Annotated in this window: 14 protein-coding genes; 3 read left to right on the top strand and 11 right to left on the bottom strand. The window is 73.2% G+C overall.

Annotated features, from left to right (window positions below; genetic code table 11):
* Window positions 1-24: 24 nt before the first annotated feature.
* On the bottom strand, window positions 25-765 hold the full coding sequence (locus ACT01A_RS26290; protein WP_445150076.1) for a class I SAM-dependent methyltransferase: 741 nt from the start codon (window positions 763-765) through the stop codon (window positions 25-27).
* On the bottom strand, window positions 762-4904 hold the full coding sequence (locus tag ACT01A_RS26285) for an alpha-(1->3)-arabinofuranosyltransferase domain-containing protein (protein WP_445150075.1): 4143 nt from the start codon (window positions 4902-4904) through the stop codon (window positions 762-764). Before ACT01A_RS26285 ends, ACT01A_RS26290 begins: the two co-directional genes overlap by 4 nt.
* 31 nt (window positions 4905-4935) lie before the next feature.
* Between ACT01A_RS26285 and ACT01A_RS26280 the strand changes: the two genes are divergently transcribed.
* Both ACT01A_RS26280 and ACT01A_RS26275 read left to right on the top strand, forming a co-directional pair.
* The gene (locus tag ACT01A_RS26280) at window positions 4936-6468 is read left to right on the top strand and encodes an O-antigen ligase family protein (RefSeq protein ID WP_445150074.1); all 1533 of its coding nucleotides are present in this window, start codon (window positions 4936-4938) and stop codon (window positions 6466-6468) included.
* Between the two features lie 1152 nt (window positions 6469-7620).
* Window positions 7621-8913: an acyltransferase family protein gene (locus tag ACT01A_RS26275; RefSeq protein WP_445150073.1), complete on the top strand. Its 1293-nt coding sequence runs from the start codon at window positions 7621-7623 to the stop codon at window positions 8911-8913.
* Here the strand turns inward: ACT01A_RS26275 and ACT01A_RS26270 are convergent.
* Window positions 8869-9261: a hypothetical protein gene (locus ACT01A_RS26270; protein WP_445150072.1), complete on the bottom strand. Its 393-nt coding sequence runs from the start codon at window positions 9259-9261 to the stop codon at window positions 8869-8871. The genes ACT01A_RS26275 and ACT01A_RS26270 overlap by 45 nt on opposite strands.
* A gap of 8 nt (window positions 9262-9269) precedes the next feature.
* Complete coding sequence (locus tag ACT01A_RS26265; protein ID WP_445150071.1) at window positions 9270-10004, bottom strand: methyltransferase domain-containing protein; 735 nt, start codon at window positions 10002-10004, stop codon at window positions 9270-9272.
* A gap of 43 nt (window positions 10005-10047) precedes the next feature.
* Here ACT01A_RS26265 and map point away from each other — a divergent pair, with 43 nt between their 5' ends.
* Window positions 10048-10785, top strand: coding sequence for a type I methionyl aminopeptidase (map, locus tag ACT01A_RS26260; protein ID WP_445150070.1), 738 nt, complete (start codon window positions 10048-10050; stop codon window positions 10783-10785).
* On the opposite strand, the gene ACT01A_RS26255 is transcribed toward map, so the two are convergent.
* The 7 genes from ACT01A_RS26255 to ACT01A_RS26225 are packed head-to-tail and all read right to left on the bottom strand — an operon-like array spanning window position 10782 to window position 17878.
* Window positions 10782-12275 carry a hypothetical protein gene (locus tag ACT01A_RS26255; protein WP_445150069.1) on the bottom strand — a complete coding sequence of 498 codons (1494 nt, stop codon included), beginning with the start codon at window positions 12273-12275 and terminating at the stop codon, window positions 10782-10784. The genes map and ACT01A_RS26255 overlap by 4 nt on opposite strands.
* Window positions 12272-13225, bottom strand: a complete 954-nt coding sequence (locus tag ACT01A_RS26250; RefSeq protein WP_445150068.1) for a glycosyltransferase family 2 protein — start codon at window positions 13223-13225, stop codon at window positions 12272-12274. The genes ACT01A_RS26255 and ACT01A_RS26250 overlap by 4 nt, the downstream gene beginning before the upstream one ends.
* Window positions 13222-14385: a glycosyltransferase gene (locus tag ACT01A_RS26245; protein WP_445150067.1), complete on the bottom strand. Its 1164-nt coding sequence runs from the start codon at window positions 14383-14385 to the stop codon at window positions 13222-13224. Before ACT01A_RS26245 ends, ACT01A_RS26250 begins: the two co-directional genes overlap by 4 nt.
* Before the next feature lie 19 nt (window positions 14386-14404).
* On the bottom strand, window positions 14405-14797 hold the full coding sequence (locus tag ACT01A_RS26240; RefSeq protein WP_445150066.1) for a hypothetical protein: 393 nt from the start codon (window positions 14795-14797) through the stop codon (window positions 14405-14407).
* Entirely contained in the window at window positions 14794-16023 is a 1230-nt protein-coding gene (locus ACT01A_RS26235; RefSeq protein ID WP_445150065.1) for a class I SAM-dependent methyltransferase, read from the bottom strand. The genes ACT01A_RS26240 and ACT01A_RS26235 overlap by 4 nt, the downstream gene beginning before the upstream one ends.
* Window positions 16020-16637, bottom strand: coding sequence for a DUF1365 domain-containing protein (locus ACT01A_RS26230; protein WP_445150064.1), 618 nt, complete (start codon window positions 16635-16637; stop codon window positions 16020-16022). The genes ACT01A_RS26235 and ACT01A_RS26230 overlap by 4 nt, the downstream gene beginning before the upstream one ends.
* Window positions 16634-17878, bottom strand: a complete 1245-nt coding sequence (locus ACT01A_RS26225; protein ID WP_445150063.1) for an NAD(P)/FAD-dependent oxidoreductase — start codon at window positions 17876-17878, stop codon at window positions 16634-16636. Before ACT01A_RS26225 ends, ACT01A_RS26230 begins: the two co-directional genes overlap by 4 nt.
* Between the last annotated feature and the right edge of the window lie 46 nt (window positions 17879-17924).

Here is a 17924-nt window from a genome sequence, read left to right as displayed (position 1 = left end):
CCCGATTTTGGACGGATGACCGGGTCAGCGCTTGCGGATGCGGATCACGCAGTTCCAGGCGATGAGCTCGCGGAGGCCTGGGATCTTCATGATGGGCTTGGCCCAGGGCCAGTAGCGGGGCTCGATCGAGGTGATCTCGACGGTCGGGTGGGAGCGGACGAGGCGGATGGTGGGGCCGATGTGGCAGGCCCAGAGGGTCTCGCCGTAGGCGTGCTTCTCGGGCTTGCCGTGGCGCTTCTCGTAGAGGCGCGGGCCGAGCTTGGGACCGAGGTAGTGGTAGGGCGCCATGAGGTGGCCGCCCCAGGGCGAGTACCAGTTCGTCCAGCTCACGTAGGCCCAGCCGCCGGGCTTCAGCACGCGATCGATCTCGTTGAGGATCGGAACGGCGGAGGGCGTGTGCTCGAGCATGTTGGAGCAGAAGATCCCGTCCACGGATCCGTCTTCCAGCGGGAGGTTGCCGGCGTCGCCCAGGACGTAGCCGGGCGGCGGCGTGCCGCCGAGCTCCAGCTCGTCGGTGGAGTTGTCGATGGGGATGACCTGCGCGCCGCGGTCGCGGAAGGCGTAGGTGTAGTAGCCAGGGCCGCAGCCGAGGTCGGCGATCGTCTGGCCGGTGAGTGGGCCGTGATGGGCGTCGAGGTCCTCGACGGCGTAGCCCGCGAGCAGCCGGTAGAAGGGCTCCGGATCCTGGCGCTCGTTGCGGAAGAGGCGCCAGAGGGTGCGGAACTTCGCGGGTCCGCGGGGCAGGTCGACGGCGGTGGCGCTCACGGCGCAGACGGTAGGCGATCGCGCCGGCGTGCGGCCGCCAGGGTCCGGACCAACACCACCACCAACAGGACGAACGCCGCGACCGCGACCCAATGGGCGGCGAGGCGGTCCGCGGAGAAGCGCGTGCTGTTGCCCCCGAGGACGTCGTGGTCGCCGAACGCGGCGACGCCGGCGTAGATCCCCGGGACCACGACGCCAAGCAGCCCGAGGACGGCAAAGCCGAGCGTCCGGTCGGAGAGCCCGCGCCAGAAGATCAGCGCCAGCAGCGGTGCCGCCACCGCTCCGGCGCGGAGGCCGAAGACGCCGGCGACGAGGACCGCGGACGGGAGGGCGATCGCGAGCGCGGCGAGTGGCGTGCGTGGTGTGGCGGGCGGCGGGTCGGCGAGGGAGGCCGGTCCGGGATCGGGCGCGTGCGGCGTCGCGGCCGTGCGACGGCGGCGGAAGGCGAAGAGCCCCAGGGCGGCGAGGAGGACCGCGCAACCGACCCCGGAGATCAGGTAGCCGATGTCGGCCAGCTTCTGGGGCGCGAAGGAGAAGCTGACGTCAGTGCAGCCCTTGTCGACCGGCCACGCGTTCGCGTAGCCCTGAAGGGGCTGAGGCGTGCCGAGGTCGCGGCCGTCGCAGGTCGCGCGCCAGTTCTTGTCATAGGACTGGCCGAGCAGCAGGTATGACGGCCCGGCGACATCCAGCTTCACGCCGGTGCGGCCGCCGTGGTCGTCCTCGCCAGCGTCAATCACCGTTCCGCCGCCGCCCGCGCGCTTGGCCGGGGCAGGCGCGGTGGAGTCGAGGCGCAGGGCGTCGACGCGCAGCGCGCTGGTCGAGCCGATGATGGTGGTGTCGCGCGCGGGCACGTCGAGCGTGCCGCAGCCGGTCAGACGGATCGGGCGACCGGCGTCGAGGGCGGCGCGGTCGGCGGTGGCGCGCAGGCGGTAGGTGGTGGCGCCGACGGTCGCGGTGGCGATCCCGCAGGGCAGCGAGACCCGGCCCGTGCGTGGGATCGACGCGGTCGGGATGCCGTCGCCGGTGATCTCGCCGATGCCGACGGCGCGGCGCTGCTTGGTCTGCGCGGGCGTCCCTGCGGGGAAGCGCGCGGCGAGGACGTCGAGGCGGAAGACGCGACCGCGCAGCGGCGCGGGCAGCGTGACGGTGCCGTCCCTCCCGACGGGCAGCGGCGCGGAGGCCGTGCCGTCGACGGTGAGGCGCACGCGCGTGGGCACCCGCACGCGGATGGAGGGCCGCGTGAGGTGGAGCGTGCGGACGGTGGTGGCGACGTCGGTCGACCAGGCGATCCAGGCCGCGTGGCCCGGCACCCACTGGCCGATCCACGCGCGCCCGCCGGCGCCGTCAAAGGCACCAGAAGCGCGGTTGCGCCCAAGGCCCTCGAACCGCGACGACGAGGTGAAGTCGGCATCGTCGGGCGAGTCGGAGAGCCGCGCGAACACGGTGTCCGGCAGGTCGGCGCTCACGCTCCCCCAGCCGTCCACCGCATACTCACGCGCCGCCGGCGGCCGGATCACGCGGCGCAGCACCGGCTCGGGATCCTGCGCGTCGCGCACCGCCCCCGCCCCGCGCTCGCCAACCACCTTCTGCTGCGTCAACGGCACGTCGGTCGTCGTGCGATCCAGCATGTAGGTCAACGCGTTGTGCGACAGGTCGGTCCCGCGCAGCGCGTCCTCGACGTCGGTCGGAGGCCGCAGCGTCTCGGTCGCCTGCACGTCCGGGATCTCCAGCTCGCGGATCCCGCCCGCCCCCGCGTGCGCCACCTTCGGCTTGGTGACCTTCGCGAGGTGGACCTCGACCGAGCGCACACCACGCAGCCCGACGCGCAGCGTGTTCCACCCGCGCCGCACGTCGTACCGCCGTCCGTTGACGGTCACCGCCTTTACGACCCCGCGCGAGTCGCTGTAGGGCAGCAGCCGCAGCGTCTCGACGTCGCGCGGCCGCGGGAACTCCACCGTCAGCGTGTGCCGCGCCGGGACCAGCGCGCGGTCGGCGATCCACGCCGTCGCCGGATTGCCGTCGACCGCCGCGAACGGCCGCTGCTCGGGGAGCTGCGTGACCTGCGGCGACGCCGGTGCCGTCACCTTCGCGATCCCGCCGCCGATCTCCGCGGTCGTCTGGACGCGCTGGTCGAGGTCTCCGAACGGATCGAGGATCGTGCCGTCGACGCTGACGCCCTCGTCGCGCGGCAGCGTCGGCCCGACCGCGCCCTTCAACCGCGCCGCCACGAACGCGCGCCGCCGGTTGGTGTCGCTGATGACGAACGCGGCGCCGCGGCCCGCCGCCGCGCGCACGTCGGTGTCCGGCGCGTAGGCATAGGCCTGGTCCGGGTTCAGCGCGCCGAACGACGCCAGCGCCGCCAATCCGCCCGCCGCGCCGTCGACCACCGTCAGCGGATCGCGCGGCAACACCCGCACGAGCCCGCCGGTCTTCACGGGGATCTTCTTCAAGGTGGAGGAGTAGGTCCGCACGCCCGTCGACGGCAGCTGGGACGCAAGCTCGCGCTTCGCCGCCGCCACCGTCATCTCCCCCGACCGCGAGCGGTCGCCGTCGCTGGCCACCAGCACGTCGCCGACGCCCATCAGATCCAACAGCGGTGATAACTGTCCCGGCCGCAGCCGCTCCTGCGTCACGAGGTTGTCCACCGTGAACTGCAACTCGGTCGAGCGCAGGTCGGCGAACGGCACGATCCAGCGCGTCGTCACCGGGTGGTCGGTCAACGCCGGCAGCACCGCGTCAACCGTCCCGCCCCACTGATACGACGCGAACAACTGGCCCGGCAGGATCATGGCGCGGCTGTCGTCCGGCTCGCGCGACAGGTCCGCCGCCGCCTCGTGCCACGCGCTCGGCACGTCGAACGCAAGCTGGCGCTCGATCGCCCGCCCCGTCACCAGCGGCCACGCCGCCAGCACGGCGACCACCGCGACCGCGCCGCCAACCAGCACCCGCGGCCACCGCGCCCACGCCACGCCCGCCGCCGCCGCGCACAGCACCGCCAGCGACAGCGCGACCAACGCCCCCGCCTTGTAGGTCGTCCGCAGCGGCTGCAGCGAGTCAACGCGGTAGTAGGCGCCGGTGATGACCGTCCGCAGCGGCGTCCCCTCCGGCCACCCCGCGACCATCACCAACACGCCGACCAGCAGCAACACCAAGAAGAACGGCGCGTACCGCCAGCGCCGCGTCCACGTGAACGTCCCGAGCGCGACGGCCGGCCACGTCAGCCCCGCCAGCACGACCGGCAAGAGCATCAACATCGCCGGCGCCGAGCCCTGGTAGGGCCGCAGCACCCCGCCGTACCCGACGCCGACGTACGACGTCCAGAACCCCATCAACCGCAAGGACTCGGGCAGCGACGTCGTCGACCAGATCGTGCCCGGCTGCTCCGTGAAGACCAGGAAGTTGGGCGCGCCGCGGCCCGACAGCAGCAGCGGGATCAACCACCACAAGTTGGCCACCAGCGCCAGCGGGACCACACGCGCCAGCACCGGCGTCACCACGCCGCGCCACCGCACACCGCACCACACCACCTCGTACAGCACCAACAACACCGGGCCGACGAGCACCCACGCGGTCGTCGCCGCGTTGACCCCGCCGCCCGCCGTTGCCATCACCAACGCGAAGACGATCGGCCAGCGCCACCCGCGCGGCTCGCGCAGCGCCCGGTGGGTCGCCAGCAGCAGCCACGGCAGCGCCGCGGCGGCCAGCAGCGTCACCGACGCGCGGTCGGCGTAGACCGTCACATAGGGGTTGACCACGTACAGCGCGGCCGCGACCACGTGCACCACGCCGCGCTCGCGCGACAGCAAGGCGTCCAACAACCGCACGACGCCCCACGCGGCAACGAAGAAGATCGTCCCCAGCCACAGCCGATGCACCAGCCACACCGGCAGCCCCAGCGCGTCACCCGCGGCGAACCACGGCGCCATCGGCCACGCGTAGCCGCCGTACTGCGAAGCCCACACGTGTCCGAGGTCCGGCGAAGACGACCACAGCGAGAGCACGTCGCGAAGGAACCGCGACGGGTCGAGGTACAGGTGGACCTTCGTATCGGCGACGACCTCGCCCGGCCGCTGGACAAGAGCGAGGACGTAGGACAGCGCCGCGAGGGCAACGGGCAGGACGACGGGACGACGGCGCATGCGGCGGCGCGAAAGATACGCTGGCCCGCCGATGCGCCTGCCCTCCCCCCGACTGACGCCGCCTGCGGGCCGTCTCGTCGTCGCGTTGATCGCCCTGGTCGCCCCGACCGCGATCGCCTTCGCCGACGGTGGCTACTTCGAGGGCGCGCGCGCCGTCGCGCTGGTCGGCGCGGGCCTCGTCTGCGTGCTGACGGCGCTCGTGGTGCCCGCCCGCGACCTCATCCCCAGCCGTCCCGCGCTGCTCGCGCTCGGCGGTCTCGCCGCGCTCACCGCGTGGACGGCGATCAGCACGTCCTGGGCGCCGTCCTCGGATCCCGCCTGGGCCACCGCCGAGCGCGACGCGCTCTACCTCGCCGCCCTCGCGGCCACCACGCTCCTGCTCGCCGAGCCCCGGGCGCTGGCACGCCTGGTCGAGCCCGTCCTGCTGGCGGGCATCGTGGTGGTCATCGGCTACGGCCTGCTCGGCCGCCTGCTGCCCGACATCCTCAACGTGGTCTCCTCGCCGAGCGCCGGCGGGCGCCTCGACCAGCCGCTGACCTACTGGAACGCCGTGGGAGCACTGGCGGCGGTCGGCACGGTCCTGGCGGCGCGCCTCGCGGGCGACGACACGCGCGCACCCATGTTGCGCAGCGCCGCCGCAGCCGCCGCCGTCCCGCTGCTCGTCGGCCTCTACCTGACGTTCTCGCGCGGCGCGATCGCCGCCTGCGTCGCCGGCCTGGTCGTGCTGCTCGCGGTCGCGCCCTCGTTCACCCAGCTGCGCGCCGCCGTGATCGTCGCCGAGGCCGGTGTCATCGGCGCGGCCCTGGCCGCGGCATCGCCCTACGTCCGGACGCTCCACGGCAGCCATCCCGGCTTGCAGGGCGCGGCGGTCCTGATCGCGCTGCTGGCGATCATGTTGCTAGCCGCGCTCACGCAGACCTGGGCCGTCCGGGTCGAGCGCGACGGCACCACGCGCCTGGGCCGTCTGCCGCTGCCGCGCCACCATGGCTACGTCGCCGCCGCGCTGGTGGCAGCCATGCTCGTCGTCCCGGTCGCGATCGCCGCCGGCAGCGACACGCCGTCTTCCGTCGACCCGCGCTTCGGCTCCTCCACGAGCCGCCTGGCGTCGGCCGACTCGCCGCGCTACGAGTACTGGCGCGTCGCGATCGAGTCGTTTGCCGACCATCCCGTGCAGGGCGTCGGCGCCGGCGGCTTCGCGGTCGAGTGGCTGCGCGAGCGCACCGAAGCAAACCCTGCACGCGACGCGCACTCGCTGCCGATCGAGACGCTGGCGGAGCTGGGCATCATCGGCGCCGCCGCGCTGGCGCTGCTGATCGCCGGGATCGCGATCGCGACGCGCCGCGTCCTGCGCGCCGATCCCGTGCTCGCCGCCGGCCCGGCGGCGGCGCTCGTCGCTTACGCCTTCCACGCCTCGATCGACTGGGACTGGGAGATGCCCGCGCTGTCGCTGGTCGCCGTCGTCCTGGCCGGCCAGATGCTCGCGCGCAGCAGGACCTCGACCGCGACCGCGCCGAGCACGACCAGCGCCGGCTCGGCCGCGAACCGGAACCGCGTCGAGCCGTAGGTCGCGATCGCGACCAGGAAGACCAGGACGACCGGCGTCAGCAGGACCGCCAGCGCGGGCTCGCGACGCCGGCGCAGCAGCAGCGCCCCGCAGATCGCGAACGGGACGAGCAGCCAGTAGGCGACCAGGCCGAGGTGCGTCGCGCGCGGGTGGCGGCCCTCGCCCGCGCTGATGAACGCCCCCTGCCGCCACGGCTGGTAGACGTCCAGCAGCCGCCCGACGCGCGCGACGACCACGAGCGGCAGCCGCCCGACGTGGTCCTTCATGTAGTCGATGCCGCGCTTGCGGTACTCGGCCGCGCGCTGGGACTCGTCGCCCGCCGGCCGCGCCCCGTAGCAGTCGAACTTCCAGGAGCCGATCAGCGGCCCGTAGTACACGTCGTGGCAGTTGGCGCCGACCCAGATCTCGTTGGCGTTGGCCGAGATCGGGACCGGCTCCTCGAAGGTCGCCAGGTTGCGGATCGTCCACGGCGCGATCACGACGACCGCCGAGAAGCCGATGATCGCGACCAAACGTGCGCGTTCACCCCAACTCGGTTGCGTCTTGTAGGCGACGAGCAGGCCGAGCAGCGCGACCAGGCCGACACCCTCGCCGCGTGTAAGCGCCGCTAGCGCGCCCAGGACGCCCAGCGCGACCGCGCCGCGGGTCGTAGGCGCCCGCAGCAGCCGGACGGCCGCCAGGAGCGTCGCGGTGACCAGCAGCCCGTAGGTCGTCTCAGCCATCAGCGCGCCGTCGGGCATCCACAGCATCGGGTAGAGCGCCGCGATCACCCCGGCGATCACGCCGGTCCGCGCCGAGCGCGTCGCGTCGCGGCCCAGCAGCGCCACCAACACGACCGTCCCGCTCCCGAGCACCGAGAAGAACAGCTTCTGCGCCTCGATCGAGTGCAGCCCGAGCAGGTCGGCGAGCGCGATCAACATGATGTGCAGCGGCGGGTACTCGGCCGTCGGCTGGTCCTCCAGCGCGCGGCGAAAGCCCTCGCCGTCGGCCAGGTGCTGCCCCTCCAAGTGGAACGCGAGCGCGTCGCCGACGACCGGGAAGTCCGGGTTGGTCAGCACGTAGACGACCCGGACGACGAGCGCGAGCAGCGCGATGGCCGGCAGCGCGCGCCGGAAGGTCAACCGCATCGGCCAAGCGTAGACTCGGCGGCCGATGCACGGCCACGAGACCCCCGGGACCGCCGATCCCGCCCAGGCCCCCGACGCCCTCCGCCCACCGCCCGGCAACCCGCGCTTCCCGCTCGTCGACGGCCTCCGCGCCGTGGCCGCGTTGATGGTGCTCATCGGCCACACGTCGTTCATCTCAGGGTTCAACGGGCACGGTCAGCTCGGCCTCGTGATCTCGCGCTTCGACATGGGCGTCGCGCTGTTCTTCATCATCTCGGGCTTCCTGCTCTACCGCCCGTTCGTCGCGGCGCGCTTGGAGGGCCGGCAGGCGCCGGGCGTCCTGCGCTACGGCCGGCGGCGGGCGCTGCGGATCATCCCCGCCTACTGGCTGGCGCTGACCGTCCTGGCGATCTGGCCCGGGCTGCGCGGCGACGTCTGGGGCAACTTCTACGTCTACTACGGCTTCCTGCAGAACCTGAAGGTCGCGTGGATCGGCGGCGGGATCAACACGGTGTGGTCGCTGGCCTGCGAGATGCAGTTCTACATCGTGTTGCCGTTCCTGGCGATCGGCGCCTCACGCATCCTGGAGGGGCGCTCGCTGAAGGTCCAGGTGCGCGCCGAGTTGATCGGGCTGGCGCTGCTCGGCGCCGCGTCGTTCGCCACGCGGATGTGGGCCTACCACCGCTCCTCGACCTACCCGAACACGGTCTCGTGGACGATCGGCGGCACGTTCCTGTGGTTCGCCTTCGGGATGTCGCTGGCGGTCATCAGCGCGCGCTTCCACCACGCTTCGGGTGCGGAGAGGCCGGCCGCGCTGCGGGCGCTCGACCGGCGCCCGTGGATCGCGTGGATCGCCGCCGCCGGGCTGCTCGCGATCGTCACCCACATCGGCCTGCCGACCACCGCCCCGCAGGTCTACACGGCCCGCGACTGGTTCTGGGAGCACCTGTTGTACGGGTTGATCGCCGTGGCGGTCGCGGTGCCCGCGACGGTGGCGATCGCCGCGCCGCGCTCGCTGCCCCACCGCCTGCTCGCGTGGCGGCCGGTCGCCTGGCTCGGGCTGATCTCCTACGGGATCTTCCTCTGGCACCACCCACTGACCGAGAAGTTCATCGGCGTGCAGGACTGGACCGCGCACGGCAGCTTCATCATCTACACCTTGGTCGTCTTCGGCGTGGCGACGACGGCGGCGACGTTGAGCTACTACCTGCTCGAGCGGCCGATCCTGAAGTTCAAGGACCCGCGGCCGCGGCGGCCCGCGCCGGAGCCCACGGCCACCGACGAGCCCGAGCCCTCAGCGGCGCAGGCCGACCGGGTCGAGCTGGCGCGCGCGCTGTAGCGCGGCGTCGGCGGCGCGCGCGTCGCCGGCCTTGCGCTGGGCCAGCGAGAGCGCGACCCAGCCGTTGCGGACGTCCGGCTCGCGGTGCGTGACGGTCGTGGCCAGCGCGATCGCCGGCGCCGTCTGGTTCACCCTTAGCAGCGCGACCGCGCTCTCGGAGAGGACCGCGGTGTCGCGGCAGTGTGCGGCGACGCGGCGGGCGACCGCGGGCGCGTCGGTCGCCGGGGCGCGCTTGAGCGCGATGTTGAAGGTGTCGGACCGCGCGGAGGCGCAGGCGTCGTGGCCCTGCTCGCGGCGGACGCCGACGAAGACCAGCGCGAGGCCGACAACGACGGGCAAGATCCGCACCGCCGCGCTCATGCGGGCTTGCGCGCGTGGACGACCAGGCTCAGGCCGAACGGCGGCGTGCGGCGGCGCTCCAGCGCGCGAAACGGCGGCAGCAGCAGCTCGTAGGCGCGCAGCGCGCGGGCGTCGATCGACGGGTTGCGGCGTTGCCGGTTGACGATCCACCCGGCGACGCCGAGCATGTTGAAGGAGTACAGGCGCTCGACCCGCAGCCCGCTGCCCTCGATCACGCCGCGCAGGTGATCCCGCGTGTAGCGCCGCTCGTGGCCGAAGCGCCGGTCGAGGTTGCCGAACAGCCACGGGTGGGCGGGCACCAGCAGCCCCAGCGCGCCGCCCGGCGCAAGCGCCTCGGCCATCGCGCCGACCGCGTCGCGCTCGTCGGCGATGTGCTCCAGCACGTTCTGGCAGAGCAGGAAGTCGACGCTGCCGGCCCACGCGTCTAGCGCCGGCGAGCCCGGGATCAGGTCGCGCGAGACCGCGACGTTCGGCCGCGCGCCGAAACGCTCCTCCAGCCGCGCGGCGCACGGCGCCTCCGGCTCGATCAGCAGCGCGTCGTCGACGCCGTGGGCGAGCATCCGCTCGCTGAACGTCCCGATCCCGGCCCCGACCTCGACGGCCCGCCCGCGCACCAGCGGCGCGAACTGCTCGAACATCCAGTCGCCGAGCTTGCGGGCCCCGGCCAGCGTCTCGAGGTCCCAGAGCTCGGACTCGTCGGCGGCGGACGGGGTGGATACGTCGGTGCTCACCCCACCATCCAACCACGTTCGCTGACGCTCTAACGTGTAGGCCATGTCCGTCGACACCCCTGAGGAACTGGCCGCGCTGAAGGCCGCCGGACGCGTCGTCGCCCAGACGCTGCGGGAGTTGCGCAAGCTCGTCCGGCCGGGCGTGACGACCGGTGAGCTGGATGCGGTGGCGGGCCGGATCTTCGCCGCGCACGGCGCGCGGTCGGGTCCGCAGTTGGACTACAACTTCCCGGGCGTGACCTGCATCTCGGTCGGCGACGAGGCGGTGCACGGGATCCCGGGCCCGCGGCGGCTGCGCGAGGGTGAGCTGGTCAAGCTCGACGTGACGGCCGAGTTGGACGGGTTCTACGCGGACGCGTGCCGGACGGTCGCGGTCGGCAAGGTGAAGCCCAGCGCCACCAAGCTCGTCGGGGCGGCGGAGTCGGGGTTGAAGCAGGGGTTGTCGGTGGCGCGCGCGGGCGCGACGGTCAACGACATCGGGATCGCCGTCCAGGGCGAGATCGAGAAGCGCGGCTTCTCGGTCTGCCACTCGCTGACCGGCCACGGCATCGGGCGCCGGATCCACGAGGAGCCGACGGTCTTCTCGGTCGCTCAACCCGGCCCGTCGCCGGTGCTGACCGAGGGCCTGGTCATCACGATCGAGCCGATCATCGCCGCCGGCCACGGCGACGTGATCGAAGACGGCAAGTGGGTCGTCAAGACCGCGGACGGATCGCTGTCGGCGCACGCCGAGCACACGATCGTCATCCAGGACGGCGCACCGCTCGTCCTCACCGCCTAGCGGCGGGCCAGCAGCAGGTAGTCGCCGAAGCGCCCGGCGGGCGCGTAGTGCTGGTTGATGTAGTCGTCGAGCAGCGTGACGCCGCTGGAGCGGCCGGAGCCGTTGTCCTCGGTCATGGTCGCGGCCGGCGCGAGCCAGCGGACGACGAGCGGCGTGCGGGTGCGCTCCAGGTCGGCGGCCATCTCGCGCTGGACCTTCGCGGTCGTGACGACGCCGGGCTGGACGACGTCGTAGCGCGTCGGGTTGCGACGGTTCAGCGCGACGTAGAGGAGCGTGTCGCCGACGCGGACGCGGTCGTAGCGCGGCGGCGCGGAGAGCATGTAGTCGCCGGGGCGCGTGCGCTTGGCGACGGCGGCGGCGAGCTCCTCCAGCGCGTGCGCGTCGTCGGACGTGGTCCGGACGCCGCCGAGCGCGGGCAGGTCGATCCCGCCCATGCGCGTGCCGTCGGTGACCTTCGCGAACTGGCGGTCGACGCCGTGCAGGACGATCAGCGCCAGGCCGGCGCCGAGGACGATCTTCCAGACCGTGCGCGGCTCCCGCGACGCGCCGGCCGCCAGCGCGATCGCCAGGACCGCGGCGAGCGGGACGAGGTGGAACTCGTCGGCGCGCGCGAGCAGGTAGGCGAGACCGACCAGCAGCAGCGGCACAAGCGCCCAGCCGGTCGGGCGGCGCGGCAGCGAGACGCCGGCCCAGAGCGCGGTGAAGAGCACCAAGATCGCCGGGAAGTCGCGCTCCAGGATCTTGTTGGGGTCCATGGTGTGCGGCGCGAGCGGGAACGGCAGCCGCTGCAGGTGCTGCTTGGTGGCAAAGCCGAAGGTCTGGGAGAGGAAGTCGCCGGGCGCGACGACCAGGAACGGCAGCATCCCCGCCAACGCGACGCCGCCGAAAACGAGCCAGACGCGCCTCCCGCCGTGCGCGCGCCCACCCAAGATGTAGGCCCCGATCGCTGCCGCGACGCCGACCTCGGGCCGGAAGAGGAACGCGAGGGCGGCGAGCCCGCCCGCGACCCCGCTGCGCTTGCGGCCCGCAAGCAGCGCGCCGAGCGCCAGCGCCACGGCCGGCGCGTTCGGCCCCGGCGTCAGCGGCCACGCCATCGCCGCCGCGACGCCCGCCCACGCGGCCAGCGCCCAGCGGTCGTTGGTCGTCTCACGCCGTACGAGCAGGTAGGCGAGCAACGCCGCGATCCCCGCGATCGCCGCCCGCACCCACCGCCACGTGACCAGCGAGTCGCCGAGCAACGCCTGCAACAACGGCGCGCCCGGCATGTAGTTGCACCAGAAGTCGCGGTACGGCCACTCCCCCGCGCCGATCCGCCGCCCCCACTGCACCATCAGCCCCTCGTCGTGCGGGCCGATCCCGGCCTTCAGGTCGATCGTCGCGAACGCGAAGGCGAGGAACGCCAGGACGAACAGCCGGATCGGCGTCGCCTCGACGTGGACGCGGAAGAAGCCGTCGGACGAGGGCCGCCGCGGGCGCGTCTCGCCGCTCACTCCCGCCCCTCCGGATGACCACCGGCCAGCGGGCCGCGCCAGGGACGGTGCGGGACGGCGCGCTCCATGGCCGCGTGCTGCGTGCCGGCGACGCCGTGGCGGGCGCGCAAGGCGCCGGGCAGGAGCGGCAGCGCGGCGAGCAGGCCGCGGAGGTGCTGCTTCAGCGCGCCCGGACCGCGGCGGGCGGCGTCGGCGAGCCAGGAGGCCTGGCGGTAGGCGACGTAGGGCCACCACTTCGCCGGAAACCAGCGAGCGGCCAAGATGATGGTGTTGCGCGCGACGAAGTACCCGACCGCGCTGCCGCTGCCCGCGCCGGCGTGGCGCGCGACCGCGGGCTCATAGCGCGTCGTCCAGCCGGCGAGGCGCAACCGCAAGGACAAGTCGACGTCCTCCAAGTACATCCCGTAGGACTCGTCGAAGCCGCCGACCGCGTCCACCGCGGCCCGCCGATAGAGCGCCGCGCCCGCGCAGGCGCCCCAGATCTCGCCGGGCGCGTCGAACTGGCCGGCGTCCCGGTGCCCGCGGCCGCGCTGCTCGCAGACGCCGTCGCGGCGCAGGACGTCGCCCGCGTCATCGATCAGGCCCGCGTCGTCCATCCCCACCATCTTGCAGGCGACGGCAGCGGCGCCGTCGTCCGCCGCCAGCGCGACCGTCGTGCGCTCCAGCCAGTCCGGCGCCAGCTCGACGTCGGTGTTGACCAGCGCGATCGCGTCGGAGTCCGCGCCCACGAACCGCCAGCCCGCGTTCACCGCCGCTGCGAAGCCGCCGCTCGCGCCCCGCTCCAGCACCTCGACGCCCTCGGAGCGCAACCACGCGACGCTGTCGTCGCGCGAGCCGTCGTCCACGACGACCACCCGATCCGCCGCGCGCGTCTGCGCCCGCACGGACGCGAGCATCCCGGGCAGCCAGCGGCGCCCGTCCTTGTTGGGGACGATGAGGGCGACCCTCACGCGGCGCGGCGCCCGGCGAGCGCCAGGCCGCGCGCCGGGCGGCGGCGGTCGCCACGCGGGCTCGGGCCCGCCGCCAGCGCCTGGTCGACGTTCGCGCGGATCTCCTGCGTGAACGCGTCGACCGAGAAGCGCTGCGCGTTGGCCACGCAGTCGGCCGGATCGACCGAGAGCGGATCGAACGCCGCCACCGCCTTCGCCAGCGCCGCGGGCGTCGCCTCGTCGTAGAACACGCCGGTGCGGCCCTCCTGCACCGACTCCGTCACGCCGCCCTCGTCGAGCGCGATGACCGGCCGGCCCGCGGCCTGCGCCTCGACGGCGGCGATCCCGAACTCCTCGGTCGCGGTCACGACCAGCGCGCGCGACGTCGCCAGCAGCCGCGCGACCTCCGCGTCGCTCACGCGCCCCGTGAAGCGCACGTTCGGCCCTGCGAGCCGCTGTAGGCGCCGGGCATCCGGCCCGTCGCCGATGACGACCAGCGGCCGGCCGAGCTCGCTGAACGCGCGCACCGCCAGGTCGATCCGCTTGTGCGGCATCAGCTCCGAGAGCACGGCGTAGTGCTCGCCGACGACGCCCGGCGCGAAGCGGCCGACCTCGACCGGCGGGTAGACGACCTCCGCCTCACGCGTGAAGTACCGCGCGACCCGGCGCCGCGTCGTCTCGGAGTTGGCGATGTAGCGGTCGACGCGCTGCGCGGCGATCCAGTCCCATTGCCGCCAGCGCTGCAGCACGACCCGTAGGGCGGGCCGGACGATCGGCGGCTGCGTGCGCAGCGTCGTCTCGCGCGCGTTCCAGGCATAGCGGAACGGGTTGTGGCAGTAGCAGACGTGGACAGCGTCAGGCGAGGGCAGCACGCCGTGCGCCCACGCGCTCGAGCTGCTGAGCACGAGGTCGTACCCGGACAGGTCGAGCGCCTCCATGGCGTACGGGTACAGCGGCAGCAGCCGCCGGAACGACGTCGCGTTGGGCTTCAGCTTCTGCAGGAACGTGGTGTGGACGTTGCGGTGCGCAAACCGCCCCTCCGTCCCGGCCTCGTCGTAGACCGCCGTGAAGATGTCCGCCTCGGGGAACATGTCCGCCAAGACCAGGAACACGCGCTCGGCGCCGCGCAGGTCCAAGAGGAAATCGTGGACGAGCGCGACCCTGGGTTCCGACGGCGACATGCGTCGGCGAGTGTATTTGTCAACGGGGTGTGATGGCGGCCAGGCCGGCCGAGAGCGCCGCCGAGGCGCCGGCGACGATCGCGGTCGCCGCGGGCGCTCCGCCGGGCAGGCCGCGGCGGGCGACGAGGGTCGCGACGATGTCGGAGAGGTCGCCCGCGGCAGAGGCCGCCAGCCAGGGCCGGACAGGGCGGTCGTTCAGCGCGGCCTCCAGCGCCCCCACGTGCAGGATGACCTCGCGGACGCCGAGCGCGCGCAAGGGCACCTGGGTGGGCGGGGTCGCGGCGGCGGGGCCGAGCCAGCGGCGCGCCAGGCGCTCCGGCGCGGCGACGAGCGCCACCCCGTAGGCGATCCGCAGGCCGAAGACGGCGACGGTCGCGGTGGTCCGCGCGCGGACGACGGTGCGCTCGCTCATGCCGCCACCTCGGTCGCGGCCGGCACCGCTGATGTCTCCGGGCGCCAGTGCGGCTTGGCCAGCACGGTCTGGACCAGCCCGATCCGCCGCTCGGCGAAGCCCGCCTCGCAGTAGGCCAGGTACAACCGCCACAGCCGGCGGAAGCGCTCGTCGTAGCCCAAGGCCTCCAACTCGCTCTCGGCTGCCTCGAAGCTCACGCCCCAGCGCCGCAGCGTCTCGGCGTAGTGCGGGGTCAGGTCCTCCAGGTGCACCGCGTGCAGGTCGGTCGACCGCGCGACGCAGCGCGCGATCACCTCGCGCGACGGCAGGCACCCGTTCGGGAAGATCAGCGTCCGGATGAAGGACCGGCTGGCGCGCTCGACGGCGTAGGCGCGATCGTCCATGACGATCGCCTGCAACAACATCGAGCCGTCGTCGGCCAGCCGCTCGCTGCACACGCGGAAGTACGTGTCGAAGTCCTTCCACCCCACCGCCTCGATCATCTCGATCGACACCAACTTGCTGTACTGACCCTTGAGGTCGCGGTAGTCCTCCATCAACACCGTGACACGATCCTGGAGCCCGGCGGCTTCGACGCGCGCGACCGCGTGGTCGTGCTGCTCGCGCGAGATCGTGGTCGTCGTCACGCGGCAGCCGCGCGTGCTCGCGGCGTGCAGCGCGAACCCGCCCCAGCCCGTGCCGATCTCCAGCACGTGGTCGTCGGGCCCGATCGCGAGCTTGTCGCAGATCATGTCCAACTTGGCGACCGACGCCTCCTCCAGCGTCATGTGCGGGCGGTCGAAGACCGCGCTCGAGTACATCATGGTGGGGTCGAGGAAGAGCGAGAACAGATCGTTGCCAAGGTCGTAGTGCGCCTCGATGTCCTGGCGCGCGCGGCGCGGCGTGTTGCGCACGAACGCGGCGCGGCCGCGCTGGAACGGCTCGCGCAGCGGCGTCAGGCGACGGCGCAGCGCGTCCAGGCCGGCGACGTTGCGCGCAGCGACGCGGACGACCGCGGTCAGGTCCGGTGAGTCCCAGAGCCCGTCGCGATAGGCCTCGGCCATCCCGCGGCTGCCGCCGAGCAAGGTCATGCGGTACGCACGCAGGTCGTGGATGGCGACGGTCGCCTCGGGCGCGCCGCGACCGAAGGCGTGGCGGGTGCCGTCGGGCTCGACGAGCGTGAGGCGTCCGGTGCGGACGCTGCGCGCGAGGATGGCGAGGACGGTACGGCGGGCGACGGCGGTCACGGGGCGTGGGACTCCTGCGGGTGGGGGTGAATCGGGACGCGCTTCAGCGCCAGGACGACGGCGTGGCCGTAGATCAGCGGCAGCACCCGGAGGCGCAGCAGCGCGTGGCGGGCCAGCGCGCGACGGGTCGCCGGGCGCCGGCGGAGGTTGAGGGTCGCGTCGAAGACCGTGCGGTCGCCTTCGCGTGCGGCGATGTGGACGGAGAGGCGCTCGCCGGGCTGCGTCGTCGTCCATGCGTAGCGCTGGTTCATCGGCTGAAACGGCGAGACGTGCATGCGCTTGGCGACGTCGACGCGCTGGATCGGCGCGTCCGGGTCGGTGGACATGACGTACCGCGCGGTCTCGCCCCAGGGCGTGGAGGTGACCTCGGCGACGACGGCGCGCAGCGCGCCGACCAAGTCATAGGCGAAGTAGAAGGACACCGGGTTGAAGCCGACGCCAAGCACGCGCCGCTGCGTGAGCACGTAGATCGCGCCATCCGCCTCGGGGCCGACGGCCTCGCGCACCGCCGCCGACTCGCTCGGCTCGAAGACCATCGAGATCTTGTGGGCGAACTCGCGCGGCCGGACGGCGAAGCGCCGGTGGCGCACGGTGCCCTCGTAGACCACGCTCATGGCGTCTCGATACCCAGCTCGCGGGCCACCCGCAAACCCGAGACGACACCGTCCTCGTGAAAGCCCCAGCCCCAGTAGGCGCCGGCGAAGTGCGTGCGGCTGCGCCCGCCGGAGATCTCCGCGACACGGCCCTGCGCGGCCATTCCCTCCTGCGTGAAGACGGGGTGCGCGTACTGGATGCGGCGCACGATCGTCTCCGGGTCGATCGCCTCGGTCCGGTTGAGCGTCACGCACCACTGCCGCCGCGCGCTGGGCAGCGACTGCAGGCGGTTCATGTGGTAGGTGACGGTCGGCTTGCCGGAGGGCTCGTCGAGCAAGTGATAGTTCCAGCTCGCCCACGCGCGGCGGCGGCGCGGCAGCAGGCGGCGGTCGTGGTGCAGGACCGCTTCGTTGGGCGCGTAGGGGAACGCGGAGAGCAGCTCGCGCTCTTGCGGCGTGGCGTCGTCGCCGAGGATCTTCAGGGTCGTGTCGGCGTGGGTGGCGAGCACGACGTGATCGAAGCGCTCGCCGTCGACGGTGACGCCGCCGTCCTCGTCGCGGACCACCGCGCGCACCGGCGTGCTCAGTCGGATGCGATCGGCGAACGGCTGCGTGAGCGCCTCCACGTAGCGCTTGGAGCCGCCCTGGATCACCCGCCATTGCGGCCGGTCGCGCAGCTCGAACATCCCGTGGTTGTCGAAGAACTGGATCAGGAAGCGTGCCGGGAAGGTCCACATCTGCGCGGGATCCGCCGACCAGACGGCCGCGGCTTGCGGCACGATCAGGCGCTCGACGAAGGCCTCGCTGAAGCCGACCTGGTCCAGCCACTCCGCCAGCGACGGGTCCGCGTCGGACTCCAGCAAGGTCTTGGCTTCGCGCTGGAAGCGCCGCACGTCGAGCACCATCCGGTGAAACGCCGGTGAGGCGAGATGCGCGCGCTTGGCGTACAGCCCGTTCGGGGAGGTCGACGCATACTCGAAGTCGCCGCGCTCGTCGCCCACGCCGAAGGACATGTCCGACGGCTGCCACGCCACGCCGAGCTGCTCGAGCAGCCGCTCGAAGTTGGGGTAGTTGCGGTCGTTGAACACGATGAACCCGGTGTCGACGTCGAGCGTCGCCTCCGGCTCATCGACCCGGATCGTGTTCGTGTGCCCGCCTGCGTACGCGCCCGCCTCGAAGACATGGACGTCATGCCCCGCGCGATGCGACTGGTAGGCGGCGACCAGGCCGGAGATCCCGGCGCCGATGACGGCGATCCTCACGCTTGGGGTTTCGTGCCAACCCCGCTTCTCGGATCACGGATGTGGC

This window comes from Baekduia sp. Peel2402 (assembly GCF_052567285.1).
The sequence above is the reverse complement of the archived record's forward strand: the minus strand, read 5'-3'. Positions and strand labels throughout refer to the sequence as shown.